The 17229-nt window shown below is 34.9% G+C and carries 13 protein-coding genes and 2 tRNA genes; 6 read left to right on the top strand and 9 right to left on the bottom strand.

Annotation, left to right across the window (positions count from 1 at the left end):
- Window positions 1–141 precede the first annotated feature (141 nt).
- From BC952_RS04410 to mutS, 4 genes are all read right to left on the bottom strand, one after another.
- Window positions 142–489 carry a DUF1508 domain-containing protein gene (locus tag BC952_RS04410; protein ID WP_121364404.1) on the bottom strand — a complete coding sequence of 116 codons (348 nt, stop codon included), beginning with the start codon at window positions 487–489 and terminating at the stop codon, window positions 142–144.
- Window positions 490–1008: 519 nt separating this feature from the next.
- A tRNA-Leu gene (locus tag BC952_RS04405) sits at window positions 1009–1094 on the bottom strand.
- 12 nt (window positions 1095–1106) lie between these two features.
- A tRNA-Gly gene (locus BC952_RS04400) sits at window positions 1107–1182 on the bottom strand.
- A 146-nt stretch (window positions 1183–1328) separates the two neighbouring features.
- The gene (gene mutS / locus BC952_RS04395; protein ID WP_167445686.1) at window positions 1329–3935 is read right to left on the bottom strand and encodes a DNA mismatch repair protein MutS; all 2607 of its coding nucleotides are present in this window, start codon (window positions 3933–3935) and stop codon (window positions 1329–1331) included.
- A gap of 156 nt (window positions 3936–4091) precedes the next feature.
- Between mutS and BC952_RS04390 the strand changes: the two genes are divergently transcribed.
- Together BC952_RS04390 and BC952_RS04385 are read left to right on the top strand one after the other, a co-directional pair.
- On the top strand, window positions 4092–4538 hold the full coding sequence (locus BC952_RS04390; protein WP_121364403.1) for a DUF1573 domain-containing protein: 447 nt from the start codon (window positions 4092–4094) through the stop codon (window positions 4536–4538).
- A 69-nt stretch (window positions 4539–4607) separates the two neighbouring features.
- On the top strand, window positions 4608–5138 hold the full coding sequence (locus BC952_RS04385) for an RNA methyltransferase (protein WP_121364402.1): 531 nt from the start codon (window positions 4608–4610) through the stop codon (window positions 5136–5138).
- Between the two features lie 19 nt (window positions 5139–5157).
- On the opposite strand, the gene folK is transcribed toward BC952_RS04385, so the two are convergent.
- The gene (gene folK, locus BC952_RS04380) at window positions 5158–6294 is read right to left on the bottom strand and encodes a 2-amino-4-hydroxy-6-hydroxymethyldihydropteridine diphosphokinase (protein WP_121364401.1); all 1137 of its coding nucleotides are present in this window, start codon (window positions 6292–6294) and stop codon (window positions 5158–5160) included.
- 138 nt (window positions 6295–6432) lie between these two features.
- On the opposite strand from folK, the gene sppA reads away from it, so the two are divergent.
- Together sppA and BC952_RS04370 are read left to right on the top strand one after the other, a co-directional pair.
- On the top strand, window positions 6433–8193 hold the full coding sequence (gene sppA / locus BC952_RS04375) for a signal peptide peptidase SppA (RefSeq protein WP_121364400.1): 1761 nt from the start codon (window positions 6433–6435) through the stop codon (window positions 8191–8193).
- Between the two features lie 189 nt (window positions 8194–8382).
- The gene (locus BC952_RS04370; protein ID WP_121364399.1) at window positions 8383–10998 is read left to right on the top strand and encodes an AsmA-like C-terminal region-containing protein; all 2616 of its coding nucleotides are present in this window, start codon (window positions 8383–8385) and stop codon (window positions 10996–10998) included.
- Between the two features lie 79 nt (window positions 10999–11077).
- Here the strand turns inward: BC952_RS04370 and BC952_RS04365 are convergent, their stop codons facing one another.
- Window positions 11078–11872 carry a DUF2797 domain-containing protein gene (locus tag BC952_RS04365; RefSeq protein ID WP_121364398.1) on the bottom strand — a complete coding sequence of 265 codons (795 nt, stop codon included), beginning with the start codon at window positions 11870–11872 and terminating at the stop codon, window positions 11078–11080.
- Between the two features lie 95 nt (window positions 11873–11967).
- Between BC952_RS04365 and BC952_RS04360 the strand changes: the two genes are divergently transcribed.
- Window positions 11968–13491: a GH3 auxin-responsive promoter family protein gene (locus BC952_RS04360; RefSeq protein ID WP_121364397.1), complete on the top strand. Its 1524-nt coding sequence runs from the start codon at window positions 11968–11970 to the stop codon at window positions 13489–13491.
- A 14-nt stretch (window positions 13492–13505) separates the two neighbouring features.
- On the top strand, window positions 13506–13655 hold the full coding sequence (locus BC952_RS14815) for a hypothetical protein (RefSeq protein WP_167445684.1): 150 nt from the start codon (window positions 13506–13508) through the stop codon (window positions 13653–13655).
- A 59-nt stretch (window positions 13656–13714) separates the two neighbouring features.
- On the opposite strand, the gene serB is transcribed toward BC952_RS14815, so the two are convergent.
- The 3 genes from serB to clpP all read right to left on the bottom strand — a co-directional run bounded on the left by serB (window position 13715) and on the right by clpP (window position 17109).
- Complete coding sequence (gene serB / locus BC952_RS04355) at window positions 13715–14953, bottom strand: phosphoserine phosphatase SerB (protein ID WP_121364396.1); 1239 nt, start codon at window positions 14951–14953, stop codon at window positions 13715–13717.
- 162 nt (window positions 14954–15115) lie between these two features.
- Window positions 15116–16348 carry an ATP-dependent Clp protease ATP-binding subunit ClpX gene (gene clpX / locus BC952_RS04350; RefSeq protein WP_121364395.1) on the bottom strand — a complete coding sequence of 411 codons (1233 nt, stop codon included), beginning with the start codon at window positions 16346–16348 and terminating at the stop codon, window positions 15116–15118.
- Window positions 16349–16434: 86 nt separating this feature from the next.
- Window positions 16435–17109 carry an ATP-dependent Clp endopeptidase proteolytic subunit ClpP gene (gene clpP / locus BC952_RS04345; RefSeq protein ID WP_073351820.1) on the bottom strand — a complete coding sequence of 225 codons (675 nt, stop codon included), beginning with the start codon at window positions 17107–17109 and terminating at the stop codon, window positions 16435–16437.
- Between the last annotated feature and the right edge of the window lie 120 nt (window positions 17110–17229).

Below are 17229 nucleotides of genomic sequence, written 5' to 3'. Positions count from 1 at the left end.
TAAAGCCATCCGCTATGCGAGATGGCTTTTTTAATTTGTAAAATCTAATCTTTCGAGAAACAGATTTTCATAAATAAAAAAAGAGAGTTTAGGTAAATTTACCTAAACTCTCTTTTTTCATGCATTAATTCGCTACAAAGCTCAATCAATAAAGACCAAATCACCCGCTGAGAAATCTAATGTCTCCGACTGTGATCCATAACGCACAATTTCATCAATTCCTTTCTGCAAACGCAATGAAGTGGTGTATTTTCTACTTGTCGCAAAATGATTCCCTCCAATCATTAATTTAAAAAAAAACTTCCCACTGGAAGACTTAAACTTTAAAAAATCTGCTGATCCAATACTTGCTTTAAACTTCTCAATATCTTCCTCACACTCAAACTTAAGTTCATAACTTAAACTTGTAAAAACTACTTTTCCCTTCCTGGAAGTAAATACAAATTTATACTCATCGTTATATCTTTTACTAATTACAAAAGCACCCATGAAATTTTAGATTTTAGATTGCGTATTTTAGATTTCAGATTTAAAAATGGAGCTTAAAATTCACTTCTATAAAACCTCTTTGTTATCAGCTACAAATTCCTATAAATAAAAAAAGCTCCAAACATAGTTTAAAGCTTTTTTAGTACTCAGAGCGGCTCCGAAGCTTCGGAGTTAAACCCGTTAAATCGTTCTGATTTATTTTGAATATCTAATAAGATATCTGGATCAACTATTACTTTCTCCAAAAAAACTCTAGATTCATTCTTTTCAAAAACTTCTCTAATCCATATGCTTTCTGACTGGATTCACATTAAAAACTTAAACTCAACTCCCAAGGAATTCCCTTGACAGTAAATGATTCATTATAAAATCCAGAATTATGCTCACACAATCTTTTTAAGACATCATCCGTAGTTCCTACGTAATATCTGTCTATTTTTTAGAATAAATTATATAAATGAAATACATTTAAAAATTTTTAATAAAAAAAGCTCCAAACATAGTTTGAAGCTTTTTTAGTACTCAGAGCGGGACTTGAACCCGCACGAACATTGCTGTTCACTGGATTTTAAGTCCAGCGTGTCTACCAATTTCACCATCCGAGCATTATGTGGTGTTGGAGCGAAAAACGGGGCTCGAACCCGCGACCTCGACCTTGGCAAGGTCGCGCTCTACCAACTGAGCTATTTTCGCATTATCAATTCTTAAAAGAACCGCAATACTTGTTCTGTATTGCGGATGCAAATTTAAGACATTTATTGAATTACACAAGCCTTTTATATAAAAAAATCATGTGCAAAAGTTAATCTTCTGATAACCTATAGATTAAAAAAAATAAATTATTTTCTGGTCAACATTCTTTTAATTTCATTGAGTTTCATCAACGCCTCCATTGGAGTTATGGTATTTATATCTAAATTTAAAATCTCTTCCTTGATTTCTTCCAATAAAGGATCGTCCAGATTAAAGAAACTCATTTGCATCTCATCTTTAGCGGCTTTAATTCCGTTCAACGCATCGCTGGAATGATTTTTTTCTAATTTCTTTAAAAGCTTTTGCGCTTTCAAAATCACAATCTGAGGCATTCCGGCCATCTTCGCCACATGTATTCCAAAACTATGCGCGCTTCCTCCTTTTACCAATTTTCGAATAAAAAGTACTGTATCTTTCAATTCTTTGACAGCCACATTGTAATTCTGAATTCTAGGCAACGATTCACTCATTTCATTCAACTCGTGGTAATGCGTTGCAAACAATATCTTCGGTTGTGAAGGATGTTCGTGTAAAAATTCTGCAATTGCCCATGCGATAGAAATCCCGTCATACGTACTCGTTCCTCTTCCAATCTCATCTAAAAGCACTAAACTCCTATCAGAAATATTGTTCAAGATAGAAGCAGTTTCGTTCATTTCGACCATAAAAGTAGATTCTCCCATCGAAATATTATCGCTCGCTCCTACTCTGGTGAATATTTTATCCACAATTCCCATTCTCACGCTTTCTGCCGGAACAAAACTCCCCATTTGAGATAACAGCACAATTAAAGCCGTTTGACGCAAAATAGCTGACTTTCCAGACATATTAGGCCCCGTTATCATAATCAATTGCTGCGTTTCTCTATCCAAGAAAACATCATTGGCTATATAAGGCATACCAACAGGCAATTGTTTTTCGATAACAGGATGTCTTCCATTTTTGATTTCCAGTTCAAATGTTTCGTCTAGTTCAGGACAAACATATTTATTCTCGATAGCCAATTGCGCAAAAGAGCACAAACAATCCAGTTGCGCCACCAAATTAGCATTCATTTGAACTGGCTTAATATACGTAGCGATCCAGCTCACTAATTGTTCAAATAATTCTACTTCTATTTTATGAATTTTCTCTTCGGCGCCAAGAATTTTAGTTTCATATTCTTTTAATTCCTCCGTAATGTAACGTTCCGCATTTACCAAAGTTTGTTTTCGAATCCATTCCGCAGGAACTTTATCCTTGTGCATGTTCCTAACTTCAATGTAATATCCAAAAACGTTATTAAAAGAAATTTTCAACGAAGAGATTCCTGTCAGTTGTGATTCTCGTTTTTCGATTCCTTCCAGGAATTCTTTTCCAGAAGTTGATATTGCACGCAACTCATCTAATTCAGCATTGATTCCTTTGGCAATCGCGTTTCCTTTGGCAATAGCCACAGGCGCATCTTGATTTAAAACGGTTTTGATTTTTTCGCGCAACAATTCGCAACTGTGTAAACTGTCACCAATTACTTTTACGGCTTCTTGCGGACTTTCTAACGCCAAAGTTTTTATTGGAATAATGGCATCCAATGATTCTTTTAGATAAACTACTTCGCGAGGGGATACTTTCCCGGCTGCAATTTTTGAAATCAAACGTTCCAAGTCAGAAATTTGCTTGATTTGATTCTGAATATTTTTCAGCACCTCCTGATTTTCTTTTAAATACGAAACCACTTGATGACGACTTTTTATTTTAGCACTGTCTTTCAATGGCAATGCCAACCACCTTTTTAACAATCGTCCGCCCATTGGCGAAAGCGTTTTATCAATCACATCGAGAAGTGTCACCGCATTTGGATTATAACTATGATACAATTCCAAATTTCGAATCGTAAAACGATCCATCCAGACATAAGCATCTTCAGCAATACGTTGAATTGCTGTTATATGCTGCACTTTATTATGCTGCGTTTCGGATAAATAATACAAAATGGCTCCCGAAGCAATAATTCCCTCTTTCAATTCTTCGATTCCAAATCCTTTTAGGGAAACCGTTTGAAAATGCTTGGTAAGTGTTTCAAATGCATAATCCTCTTTGTAAATCCAATCTTCCAAGTAAAAACTATGATAGTCCTCACCGAAAATTTCCCGAAAATCATTTTTATTGTTTTTTGGAATCAAAACCTCACTTGGATTAAAATTCTGCAACAGTTTGTCGATATATTCTGCATTGCCTTGCGCTGTTAAAAACTCTCCGGTGGAAACATCCAAAAATGAAATTCCTATAGATTTATTGGCAAAGTAAACCGAAGCTAAAAAGTTATTCGTTTTAGACTGCAAAACCTCATCATTCATAGAAACACCAGGAGTCACCAGTTCCGTAACACCGCGTTTTACGATGGTTTTGGTCATTTTTGGATCTTCAAGTTGATCACAAATGGCTACTCGAAGTCCCGCTTTGACTAATTTTGGTAAATAGGTATTCAAGGAATGATGCGGAAAACCGGCCAAAGCCGTCTCGGTCTCAGAACCCGCTCCGCGTTTAGTCAAGACAATTCCTAATATTTTTGAAGCACGAACCGCGTCTTCTCCAAATGTCTCATAAAAATCCCCGACGCGAAACAAAAGACAAGCATCAGGATACTTTCTTTTTATTTCATTGTACTGCTTCATTAACGGAGTTTCCTTAACTACTTTATCTTTAGATGCCAATTGTATTTGTATTAAAAAATGAAAAAATATCAGCGAATTTATAGATTTTAAAACAAATAAATAAGGAGTTCAAAAAATTAAACTATTTTAAGAAAGATTTAAGTCATAATTTCTATTTTTTATTTAGATTTGTGAATATTTTAAATTAAAACACACATGAAAAAAATAATTGCTTTAGCTATGCTAGTTGTTTTAGGAGTTACTACTTCTAATGCACAAGAAACATCAAAAAAAGTAAAAGCTACTAGTGCGAAACTTGCAAAAGTGAATGGCGCAGGAATGGTTTTTGTAACTGAAACTATTGACTACGGAACCGTTGCACACAATTCTGATGGGAAACGTGAATTTATTTTCACTAATAACGGAAACAAACCTTTAATAATTACTAACGCTCAAGGTTCTTGTGGCTGTACTGTCCCAACGTATCCAAAAGAGCCAATTGCTCCAGGTGCAAAAGGAGTTATTGGAGTAAAATACGACACTTCAAGAGGGGGTCAACCATTTACTAAAACAGTAACATTAACAACTAACGCCACTGTTCCTAACAAAACACTTACGATAAAAGGAAATGTTTTAGCTGCTGAATCATCTTCAAAAAGCTAAATTTTAAACGAATACACAAAAAAGCTTCCATTAACTTCGGAAGCTTTTTTTTTGAATAATTGACAAAATATGAGAAAGCTAGAAAACAGCGAACTAGACAGGAAATCCATTGAAACCTTTAAAGAATCCGAAAAAACACCTCTTATTTTGGTGCTGGATGACATCCGCAGTTTACACAATATTGGCTCTGTCTTTAGAACTGCCGATGCCTTTTTGATCGAAAAAATATACTTATGTGGCATCACGGCTACTCCTCCAAACAAAGAAATCCACAAAACAGCGCTTGGCGCAACTGAGACTGTAGCCTGGGAACATCATGAAAGTGTTATTCACGTCATTGAAAATTTAAAAACAGAAGGCATTATTACTCTTGCCATTGAACAAGTAGAAAGTGCGGTTTTTCTTCAAAATTTTAAAGTTGAAAAAAATAAAAAATACGCTTTAGTTTTTGGAAACGAAGTACATGGCGTTTCTCAAGAAGCAGTTGCGTTATGTGATGGCTGTATTGAAATTCCGCAATTAGGAACCAAACATTCTTTGAATATATCAGTAAGTGCAGGAATTGTAGTTTGGGATTTATTTAAGCAGTTTAACGACTAATCTTTAAAATAGTAGAAAGTTATTGATTAATCTTATTCCGTATTTCATCTAAAATATACAAATAATCTTCTTGATTTTTTACAAAATCACGATCCGAAACATCTATAATCAACACATTCAAATCAGTTTGAGATTTGATATAATCCAGATAACCGCTATTGATTTTATCCAAATATTCAGCAGGAATTTTTTGTTCGTAGCTTCTGCCGCGTTTTTTAATATTTTGCAAAAGCCTTTCTGAATTTTGGTACAAATAAATGTACAAATCCGGTTTTGGCATCTCTCTGTAAATGATATCAAAGAGATTTCGGTACAAACGATATTCATCTTCCGCCAATGTTATTTTGGCAAAAATCAAGGATTTAAAAATATGATAATCGGCAACCAGAAAATCTTTAAACAAATCAAATTGTGCTAAATCATCTGATAATTGTTGGTATCTGTCTGCTAAAAAAGACATTTCAAGTGGAAAAGCGTAGCGGTTTTGATCTTTATAAAATTTGGGTAAAAAAGGATTATCAGCAAAACGTTCCAATACTGTTTTCGCATTGAAATCCTCGGAAATTTTTGTTGCCAACGTTGTTTTTCCCGCGCCAATATTTCCTTCAAAGGCGACATAATTAAATTGTTCCAGCGGAATATTTTGCAAAGGATTAACCAAATTCTGAACTACTGTACAAACACTTTCATCTGGTGACAAAGCTAATAATTCCGAAATGTTTTTTTGAAGAATGGGATGTTTCCAATCTAAATTCAAATCCTGAATGGGCAACAAAACAAAATTCCTATTTTGCATTAAGGGATGTGGAATTTGGAGTTTTTCCGTAGTAATAATTTCTGAATCAAAAGCAATCAAATCAATATCAATGGTACGTGATTGGTATTCTTGAGTTTTATTGCGCAAGCGACCCAATCTTTTTTCTATTTTTAAAACCTGAGCCAAAATTTTATGAGCAGAGGAAAAAGTATGCAAAACCAAAGCACAATTATAAAAAGCATCACTTTCAAAACCCCAAGCTGGAGTTTCGTATAATTTGGAAACTTTGAGAACCGTACCAATTTCCTGGTGTATCAATTCCAAGCAATGCTCAATATTTTCTAAACGATTGCCTTGATTGCTTCCTATCGATAAAATGACCTGATGTTGTGATTTCATAATTAGGTGCAAATTAACTAAAAGAATTTTAGAATAAGCAATATATTTGTATCCTCTGTTGATATTTAAACATAGAAATTCTAAACTATTGTTTGTAACATTTCTATGTTTTATGCGACTTATTAAAAAAATATAATTATGAAATTTTTAGGAAATGTATTGGCTACCATTATAGGTATTTTTGTTTTTTTCATGTTGTTCTTTTTTGGGATCATCCTCATTGGAACCATTTTTGGCGGTGAATCTGAAGGCGTTACAGTGAAAAACAATTCTGTGATTGAATTGAATCTGGAAGACATCAGAAACGATTATGCCGGAAAATACAAAGATCCTTGGATGACTATTTTTTCAGAAAACAAAAAAGTAGGTTTATCAGACATTATTAATGCTATCGAAGAAGCAAAAACAGATACCGACATTAAAGGTATTTCTATCCTAAACAATGCTTCATCATTAGGTATGGCACAAAGTAAAGCGCTGAGAGATGCCCTGGAAAGCTTTAAAAAATCAGGCAAATTCGTCATGGCATATGCCAATTCGTATTCACAAAAAGAATACTATCTAAATTCTGTTGCCAGCCCAATTTACATCAATCCAGTAGGAGAAATGGACTTCAAGGGATTGTCATCTGAAATTATGTTCTTTAAAAATTTTCAGGAAAAATCAGGATTAAAAATGGAAGTCATCCGTCACGGAAAATATAAAAGTGCTGTAGAGCCATTTTTAGAAAATAAAATGAGTGATGCCAACAGAGAGCAAACTACCGCATTATTAAATTCAGTTTGGAATTCCATAACCGCTGACATTTCAAAAAGCAGAAATATATCTGTCGCTAAATTGAATGAAATTGCTAATGGACTTCTTGCTCGAACTCCAGAAATGGCAAAATCCCAAAAATTAATTGATATTATTGCATATGAAGATGTGTATCACAATGCTATTCGTAAAGCGCTTAAAGTAACCAATGACGAAGACTACAATAAAGTATCTGTTGTAGATTATGCTCAAAAAGTAGCTACAACATCACAAACTTTTGACAGTAAAGACGAAATCGCCATTATTTATGCGCAAGGAGAAATTATGGGTGGCGAAGGTGATGTGAATGTAATTGGAGAAGGTTCTATGCGCCGTTCGTTACAAGAAGCACGAAAAAACAAAAATGTAAAAGCTATTGTACTCCGCATTGACAGCCCGGGCGGAAGTGCTTTGACCTCAGATTTAATTTGGAGAGAAGTTGAATTGACTAAAAAAGTAAAACCAGTAGTCGTTTCTATGGGTAATTACGCTGCTTCAGGAGGCTATTATATTGCTTGTAATGCCAATACTATCTTTGCCGAAGAAAATACAATCACGGGTTCTATTGGTGTTTTTGGAATATTACCAAACTTTACCCCATTAGCTACTAAAATCGGAATCTATACAGAACAAGTGAAAACCCATGAAAATTCCGCTAATTATAGCCCTTTTGTTCCAATAGATGAAAACTTCAAAGCCGTTACCTTAGAAGGAGTGGAACACATTTATAAAACTTTTGTAACGCATGTGGCCGAAGGAAGAAAAATGACATTTGCACAAGTAGATGCTATCGCACAAGGAAGAGTTTGGACAGGTTCAGAGGCTTTGAAAATTGGACTTGTAGATAAAATTGGAGGTCTTGATGACGCTATTGCAAAAGCAGCTTCTTTGGCAAAAACAAAAAGTTACAGCACCCAAAATTATCCGGAATACGAGAAAAATTTCGATGATCTTTTAGCTAATCTTCCTTTTGCAAAATCAAAAGCTGACTTTATAAAAGAAGAAATTGGGGAAGAGAATTACCGTATCATGCAGGAAATAAAAAAACTGCAAGCCAGAAAAGGGGTACAAGCCATAATGCCATTTGAAATCAACATGCATTAAATAAACAATAAAAGCTTTTATACTAAATCCGTTTTTGCACATGCTTAAACGGATTTTTTTTTATACATTAAAGTTAAATTATTATTTATAAAAACCCCACAAAAGATATGCTGTCATAAAAATACTATTTTTGTAAAGAATACAAGGCACCATTTTTGCTAAACTTATAAATCTAAAGACAATCAAATTATGCTAAAGAAAGTTTTAAAAATCATCGGAATACTGTTTATCCTGCTCGTCATAACTTTATTTGCCGCGCCTTATTTGTTTAAAGATCAAATAAAAGCTAAAATTTCTGAAGCTATCAATGCCAAAGTAGATGCCAGAGTCTCTTTTGCAGAAGCGGATTTAAGCTTATTCAAAAATTTTCCAAATGCGAATGTAACATTAGAAAAATTAGTCATTATAAACAAAGCTCCTTTTGAAGGTGACACTCTGATTTCACTAGGCGAATTGAATTTAAAAATGTCTATCAAAGAACTTTTTAAAGGTAAAAATGAAGCATTATCTATTGACGGAATCACATCGAAAAATGGATTAATCAATATCATATTCAATAAAGACGGAATCGGGAATTACGACATTGCTCTGAAAGAGGAAAAAACTGCAGCCGATGGGAAAAGCAGTCCGTTATCCTTAAAAATCCAAGAGTATAAAATTGAGAATTTTAAGTTTCGGTACTTTGACGAAAGTTCTAAAATCAAAATGGTAATTGACAGCATAAATCATGAAGGTGTAGGAGATTTTGCAGCGCAAAAATTGGATTTGGTTACCAAATCAACTGCAAAAGTATCACTGGATATGGACAAAGTCAATTACATGAATAATGTTGCTTTGACCCTGGACGCCGTTTTGGGAATTGATTTAGAAAAAAGCAAATATACCTTCAAAGAAAATAAAGCATTAATCAATCAATTGCCGCTGGAATTTGATGGTTTTATTCAAATGGTGGAAGCGGGTCAACAGTACGATTTGAAATTTAAAACCCCAACTTCATCGTTCAAAAATTTCTTGGGAATTATTCCCGCAGCGTATGCATCGAGTTTGGACAACGTGAAAACAACCGGAGATTTTACTGTGGTGGGTTTTGCAAAAGGCTTGTATTCTGACACGAGCGTTCCAAAATTTAATATTGAAATCGCTTCCAATAACGCTTCGTTTAAATATCCTAACTTACCAAAAACAGTTCAAAACATCGTTATTGACACTAAAATCATCAACGAAACAGGGATTCTGAATGACACGTATGTCAACCTGGACAAGCTCTCTTTCAAAATTGACCAAGATGTTTTTAATGCGAAAGCCAACATTAGGAACATCACTCAAAATGCAATCGTTGATGCCGCTTTAAAAGGAACTATCAATTTAGCCAATCTTTCGAAAGCGTATCCTATAAAGCTGGACAAACCACTATCCGGAATTTTAAAGGCTGACGTGACTACAAAATTCGACATGCAATCAGTTGAGAAAAGTCAGTATCAAAACATCAATAATGCGGGAACTATGAGTTTATCTGGTTTCAACTATGTGGATGAAAACGGCAAAACAATGAATATCAGCAATGCTTTGGTTCAGTTTAATCCTAGCCAAGTCAATTTGAAAGAACTGAACGCAACGACAGGAAAAAGCGATATTAGTGTAACGGGAGTTTTAGAGAATTTTTACGGATTTATATTTAAAAACCAAGAATTGAAAGGAAATTTCAACATGAATTCCAAACAATTGGCTGTTGATGATTTTATGACAACCAGTGAAACCACTAAAACCACAACAAAAAAAGCGGAAGCCATGAAGATTCCTGCTTTCTTAAATTGTACGCTTACCGCAAAAGCGACTACGGTTTTATATGATAATTTGACTCTGAAAGATGTTTCGGGAAAACTAATCGTGAAAGACGAAAAAGTAACTTTAGAAAATGTAAAAACATCTATTTTTGGTGGAACAATTGGAGTAAATGGAGCTGTTTCCACAAAAGGAAAAACGCCAGTCTTCAATATGGATTTAAAATTAAATCAAGTTGATATTGCTCAGTCGTTTACCCAACTGGATATGTTGAAAAAAATTGCACCAATTGCAGGAATCATCAACGGAAAATTAAATTCAAGCATCAAATTGAACGGAAATCTTGATGCAACAGAATTTACTCCAGACTTGAAAACGCTAACTGGAGATCTATTGGGACAATTGCTTTCTACGACTGTAAACTCCAGTAATTCGACTTTATTGACCGCTTTAGGTTCAAACTTGAAATTCATTGATGTGAGCAAAATCAATTTGAATGATTTGAAAGCGGCAATCACGTTCAAAGATGGAAAAGTAAATGTAAAACCATTTGACATCAAGTACAAAGACATCAAAGCAACTATTGGAGGAACGCATGGTTTTGACCAAAGCATGAATTACAATCTGAAATTTGATGTTCCAGCTAAATATTTGGGTTCAGAGGCAAATGCGTTAATAGCAAAATTATCTGCTGCCGATGCTGCTAAATTAGAAAGCTTTCCTATAAATGCCGTATTAGTGGGTAATTTTACAAATCCAAAAATCACAACTGACATCAATAGTGCGGTGACTAAATTGACTACACAGCTTGTAAATCAACAAAAAGACAGACTGGTAAAACAAGGAACTTCGGCTTTGACGGATTATATCAATAAAAACAAGAAACCAAGTGATACTACAAAAACGGCTACTCCCGCAACGCCTGCAACTAAGGAAGAAGTAAAAGCTAAGGCCGCAGCATTACTAAATGGATTGTTTAATAAAAAGAAAAAAACAGAAGAGCCTAAAGTACAACAGGAATAATTTAAGTAAAAACAGTAGTTTTTCAACATAAAAAAAGCAGGAATCTCTAAAATTGAGCTTCCTGCTTTTTTATGGAATTTTATACATTAATCGTTACCACATATCCTTCGGAACCACGAATATTAAAAACTGTTTCATTCTCAAAAAGTAAATATTGACCTTTTATTCCGATAAGTTTTCCTTGAAAGTGAGGTGTTTTATCTAAACTCAAACTGTTTACCTTGCTTGGATACTGTAAAACGGGATAATGCATCTCATACAAATCATTCTTTTGCAAATAAAAGTATTCCTGAACTTCCGTTGGAATAAGATTTCCTACTTTCAATCGTTCTGCGATTAAGTCAATTTGTTCGACATTATTCGTCAGCATTTTTCTCCAATTGGTTTTATCGGCATAATGATTTTTCAACGCCACCTCGGTAATTCCGGCCAAGTATCTATTAGGCACTTCTACAATTGAAATAGCTTGTGTCGCACCTTGATCAATCCATCGGGTTGGCATTTGTGTTTTTCTGGTCACTCCTACTTTGACTTCGCTGGACAAAGCCAGATAAACAATATGGGGTTGCAATTGCACTTTCTCTTCATACGCCAAATCACGATCCTGAATCCCAAGATGAGCGGTACTCAACTCCGGTTTCATAATCCAATCACCAACAGCAGCGCTGGAATAGAAACAATCGTAACAAAATCCCTGACGGAATATTTTTTTCTTCTTGCCACAATTCAAACATTGGTATCCCACAAAATTGATTTCAATTTCTTTATTCAGCAACTGATTCACATTTAAAAATCCATTCTCAAAAACCAAATAATATTGAATTGGATTTCCAAATTCGGTTTGCATTTTTGTAAGTACGCCTTCGTAGGTCATTGTGATTAAAGTTTCAGGTTTAACACTACTAGTTAAACAAATTTTGTTATTTTTGGTAAAGTTATAACTCACAATTCATAATTCATAATTTAAAAATGCCTCTAACCATAATCAATTCGTTTGCTTCTTGGGTTCTCAAACAAAGAATTCATCAGATCGAACTTTTCTTGAAATATCCAAATGAAGTTCAGGAAGAATTGCTTATGAATTTAATTCAGTCTTCTAAAAATACTGTTTTAGGCAAGCAATATGATTTTGCTACAATAAAATCCTATGCGAATTTTGCAGAGCGAGTTCCCATTTCGACTTATGAAGAATTGCAACCGCTAATAGAAAGAACCCGTAAAGGAGAGCAAAATGTTTTTTGGGAAACACCTATAAAATGGTTTGCCAAATCAAGCGGAACTACCAATGCAAAAAGTAAATTTATTCCGGTAAGCAATGAAGCCTTAGAGGATTGTCATTACAAAGGAAGTAAAGATTTATTGTGTTTGTATTTGAATAATAACGAGGATTCCGAACTGTTTTTGGGGAAAAGTCTGCGTCTTGGCGGAAGTTCCCAAATCTATGAAAATAACAACACTTTTTTTGGTGATTTATCCGCAATTTTAATCGAAAACATGCCTATTTGGGCGGAGTTCAGCAGTACGCCGAGCAACAAAATTTCCTTGATGAGCGAATGGGAAACTAAAATTGCTGCTATCATAAACGAAACAAAAAACGAAAATGTAACCAGTTTCGCCGGAGTTCCTTCCTGGATGTTGGTTTTAATGAATAAAATGCTGGAAGAAACCGGAAAAGGAAATCTATTCGAACTTTGGCCAAATTTGGAAGTGTACTTTCACGGAGGCGTAAATTTTGAACCATACCGAGAACAATACAAAAAAATACTCCCTAAAAAAGATTTTAAATATTACGAAATATACAATGCCTCCGAAGGTTTTTTCGCCATTCAGGATTTAAATAATTCCAGTGATTTATTGTTGATGCTGGATTACGGAATTTTCTATGAATTCATTTCAATGGATACTTTTGGGACAACGGAACAAAAAGTTATTCGATTGGTAGATGTGGAATTGTTTAAAAATTACGCTTTAGTGATTACGACCAATTCTGGTTTGTGGCGCTATTTGATAGGCGACACCGTTCGTTTTACGTCATTGAATCCATATCGAATTAGGGTTACGGGAAGAACCAAGCATCACATTAATGTTTTTGGCGAAGAATTGATGGTAGAAAATACCGATCAGGCTATAGCCAAAGCGTGTAAACTAACCCAAACCGAAGTGGTTGATTACACAGTTGCTCCAATATTTATGGAAGGCAAAGAAAAAGGTGCTCACGAATGGATGATTGAATTCAAAGATAATCCGGCTGATGTATCTCAATTCCAGAAAGCATTAGATGAATCTATACAATCCTTAAACTCCGATTACGAAGCGAAACGCTACAACAACATGACTTTAAATCCGTTAGTAATCAATGTAGCGCGGAAAAATTTGTTTTACGATTGGTTAAAAGACCGAGATAAATTGGGAGGACAACATAAAATTCCAAGATTATCCAACCAAAGAGATTATCTAGAACAACTGAAAAACATGCAGTTTCAAAGCGTATAAAAATAATTAAAAAGATGAAAAACACTTTCTACATCTTGATTGCACTTTTTATATTGAGTTCCTGCGGACCGCACAGAATGAGTTGTGGTGCCAGAGGAATTTGTAAATCTCCCGAAAAACAAACAACAGAAAAACCTGAAAAAGCGTTTACCGTTAAAGCATAAAAAAGGCTGTACAAAAACGAATCTGGTACAGCCCTTTTTATTTTTTATAATTATTACAATTACTCTTGCTCCATCATATCAATATGTCTGTCGTGGTATCCTAACAGGTATAAAACACCGTCGAGTCCTAAGCTGGAAATAGAACTTTCTGCTTTTTCTTTTACCGTAGGTTTGGCATGAAAAGCAATTCCTAAACCTGCCAAATTTAACATTGGCAAATCATTGGCTCCATCGCCCACTGCAATAGTTTGATTAATGTGAATTCCTTCTTTATCGGCAATGGCTTGAAGGTATTCTGCTTTCTTTTTACCATCCACAATTTCGCCGAGATAATTACCTGTCAATTTCCCGTCTTTGATTTCCAATTCATTGGCGTGAACATAATCAATCCCTAATTCCTTTTGCAGGTATTTTCCAAAAAAGGTAAATCCTCCGGACAAAATAGCCGTTTTATAGCCGTAATATTTCAAGGCCTTCATCAAGCGATGCGCTCCTTTCGTTATCGGTAAATTTTCAGCAACGTTTTGCAGCACGTCCTCGCTCAAACCTTCTAGCAAAGCCATGCGTTGCTTGAAACTTTCGCTAAAATCAATTTCACCATTCATCGCTGCTTCCGTGATGGCTTTTACTTGCTCACCCACACCCGCCAACTCTGCTAATTCATCAATTACTTCGGTTTGTATCAAGGTCGAATCCATATCAAAACATACCAAGCGTCTGTTTCTGCGATACATATTATCTTCCTGAAAAGAAATATCTACATCCAGTGTTCTGGAAATTTCCATAAAACTGGCGGTCATGAATGTTTTATCTACAATCGTTCCCGTAACTGATAATTGTATGCAAGAACGTGGAAATTCTTCTTTTTCAATAATAGAAACTCTGCCGGTTAATCTTTTGATGGCGTCAATATTCAAATTTTGGTTGGATAGAATCCTAGTTACCGCTGCCAATTGTACCGCCGTTAAGGTTTCTCCCAAAACATTGATGGTATAGCGTTGTTTGCGTTGTCCTTTGACCCATATTTCATAATCTGCAATAGAAATTGGTATGAACTTAACTTTCACACCCAATTCATACGCTTTAAACAATAAATCTTTTAGAACGGGAGCGGAAGAAGAACCCGCTTTTATTTCAAATAAAATACCTAAAGAGAGTGTGTCATGAATATCTGCTTGACCAATATCTAAAATAATAGCATCATAATTCGCCAAGATGGATGTCAAACCAGCGGTTACTCCGGGTTTATCCTGACCTGAAACTTTTAGTAAAATTACCTCTACATCTTCTATTTGCATTTTGTATATATTTGATTTAGAATGGACAAAAATCGACAATCTGACGTTGATAAAAAAAAATATTACTCCTTTTTTCAAACAATAACAAATAGTGTAATTTCCCCATAAAAAAACCTGTCCAAATGAATGAACAGGTTTGTATTTTTAAGAAAAATGCATTTTTTATGATGCTATCTCCAAACGTTTCAATAAATTTTTATTCAACGTTTCTTTAGCGTATTCAACATCAATTTCTAAGATTTTATCTTCAGAACTTGGTAATTCATACATTGCATCCGTTAAAATAGCTTCGCATAAAGAACGTAATCCACGAGCACCTAATTTGTATTCTAACGCTTTATCCACAATAAAATCTAAGGCTTCATCTGTAATGGTAAAAGTTACTTCATCCATCAAAAACAACTTCTCGTATTGTTTGATTAATGCATTTTTAGGTTGTGTCAAAATTGCACGCAAAGTTTCTCTGTCTAAAGGATCCATGTGTGTCAATACTGGCAAACGACCTATAATCTCCGGAATCAATCCAAAATCTTTGATATCTTTTGGGATAATGTATTGCAACAAGTTGTCTTTATCAATATTATCCACATTTTTTGAAGTTGAATAACCTACGGCCTGACGGTTCAATCGTTTCGAAATAATTCTTTCAATTCCATCAAAAGCACCACCGGCGATAAACAAAATGTTTTGTGTATTGACCTCAACAAATTTTTGGTCTGGGTGCTTGCGTCCTCCTTTTGGTGGCACATTCACAACCGTTCCTTCCAATAATTTTAGTAATGCTTGTTGCACCCCTTCCCCAGAAACGTCACGTGTAATAGACGGATTGTCACTTTTACGTGCAATTTTATCTATTTCGTCAATGAATACAATTCCGCGTTCGGCTTTGGCAACATCATAATCAGCTGCTTGCAACAGACGTGTCAAAATACTTTCAACATCTTCCCCAACATAACCTGCTTCTGTAAGAACCGTTGCATCAACAATAGCTAAAGGCACATCCAACATTTTTGCAATGGTTTTTGCTACCAATGTTTTTCCTGTTCCTGTTTGTCCCACCATGATGATGTTACTTTTTTCAATCTCTACCTCATCGTCTAATTGCTGTTGCATCAAACGTTTGTAGTGATTGTAAACCGCAACCGACATTACTTTTTTAGTTTGGTCCTGTCCAATTACATATTGATCCAAGAACGCTCTGATTTCCTTTGGTTTCTTCAAAATCAAATCTCCAACCAGTTTGGAACTTCCGCTGGATTTTAATTCTTCTAAAACAATTCCGTGAGCTTGTTCGATACATTTATCACAAATATGTGCATTGATTCCAGCAATCAACAATTGGGTTTCTGGCTTCTTTCTTCCACAAAACGAACACTCTAATACTACTTTTGCCATTCTTTTTTTGTTTAAAGTTTAAAAAGTTTAAAGTTCAAAGTTCCCGTAGCAACCTTAAACTTTAAACCTTAAACTTGTAACTATTTTTATCCTCTTATTAAAACCTCATCAATCATTCCGTATGCTTTTGCTTCTTCAGCAATCATCCAATAATCACGTTCACTATCAGTATGAACCTTATCAAAAGTTTGTCCAGAGTGGTGAGAGATAATTTTATATAATTCATCTTTCAGTTTCAACATTTCACGTAAGTTGATTTCCATATCAGTAGCAACTCCTTGCGCTCCTCCTGATGGCTGGTGAATCATTACACGAGAATGTGGCAAAGCCGAACGTTTTCCTGCAGCTCCTGCACATAACAGCACCGCTCCCATAGAAGCTGCCATTCCTGTACAAATTGTTGCTACATCTGGTTTGATGTATTGCATCGTGTCATAAATCCCTAATCCTGCGTAAACGCTTCCTCCTGGAGAGTTCAAATAAATTTGAATATCCTTAGAAGCATCAGCGCTTTCAAGGAACAACAACTGTGCCTGAACGATGTTTGCGATTTGGTCGTCAATTCCTGTTCCAAGGAATATAATTCTGTCCATCATCAATCTGGAGAAAACGTCTAATTGTGAAATATTCAACTGACGTTCTTCAATGATATATGGAGTCATGTTTTTAGGAGTCATTGCGCCTACGATTTTATCGTAATACATCGAGTTTACACCGTGGTCCTTTGTAGCAAATTTTTTAAATTCTTTACCGTAGTTCATATTTTTTTGTTCTAAGTTTTACGTTATATCTTGTGATTCCATTTAATGCAAAGGTCATACCTCTTTATAAATGATGTCAATATGTCTTATTTTTTAGCCCAGATGGAAGAGAAAAGCTTT

This window comes from Flavobacterium limicola (assembly GCF_003634755.1).
GTDB classification, from domain to species: Bacteria; Bacteroidota; Bacteroidia; order Flavobacteriales; family Flavobacteriaceae; genus Flavobacterium; species Flavobacterium limicola.
Note: the sequence above shows the minus strand (reverse complement) of the source record. Positions and strands in the feature narration are given on the sequence as shown.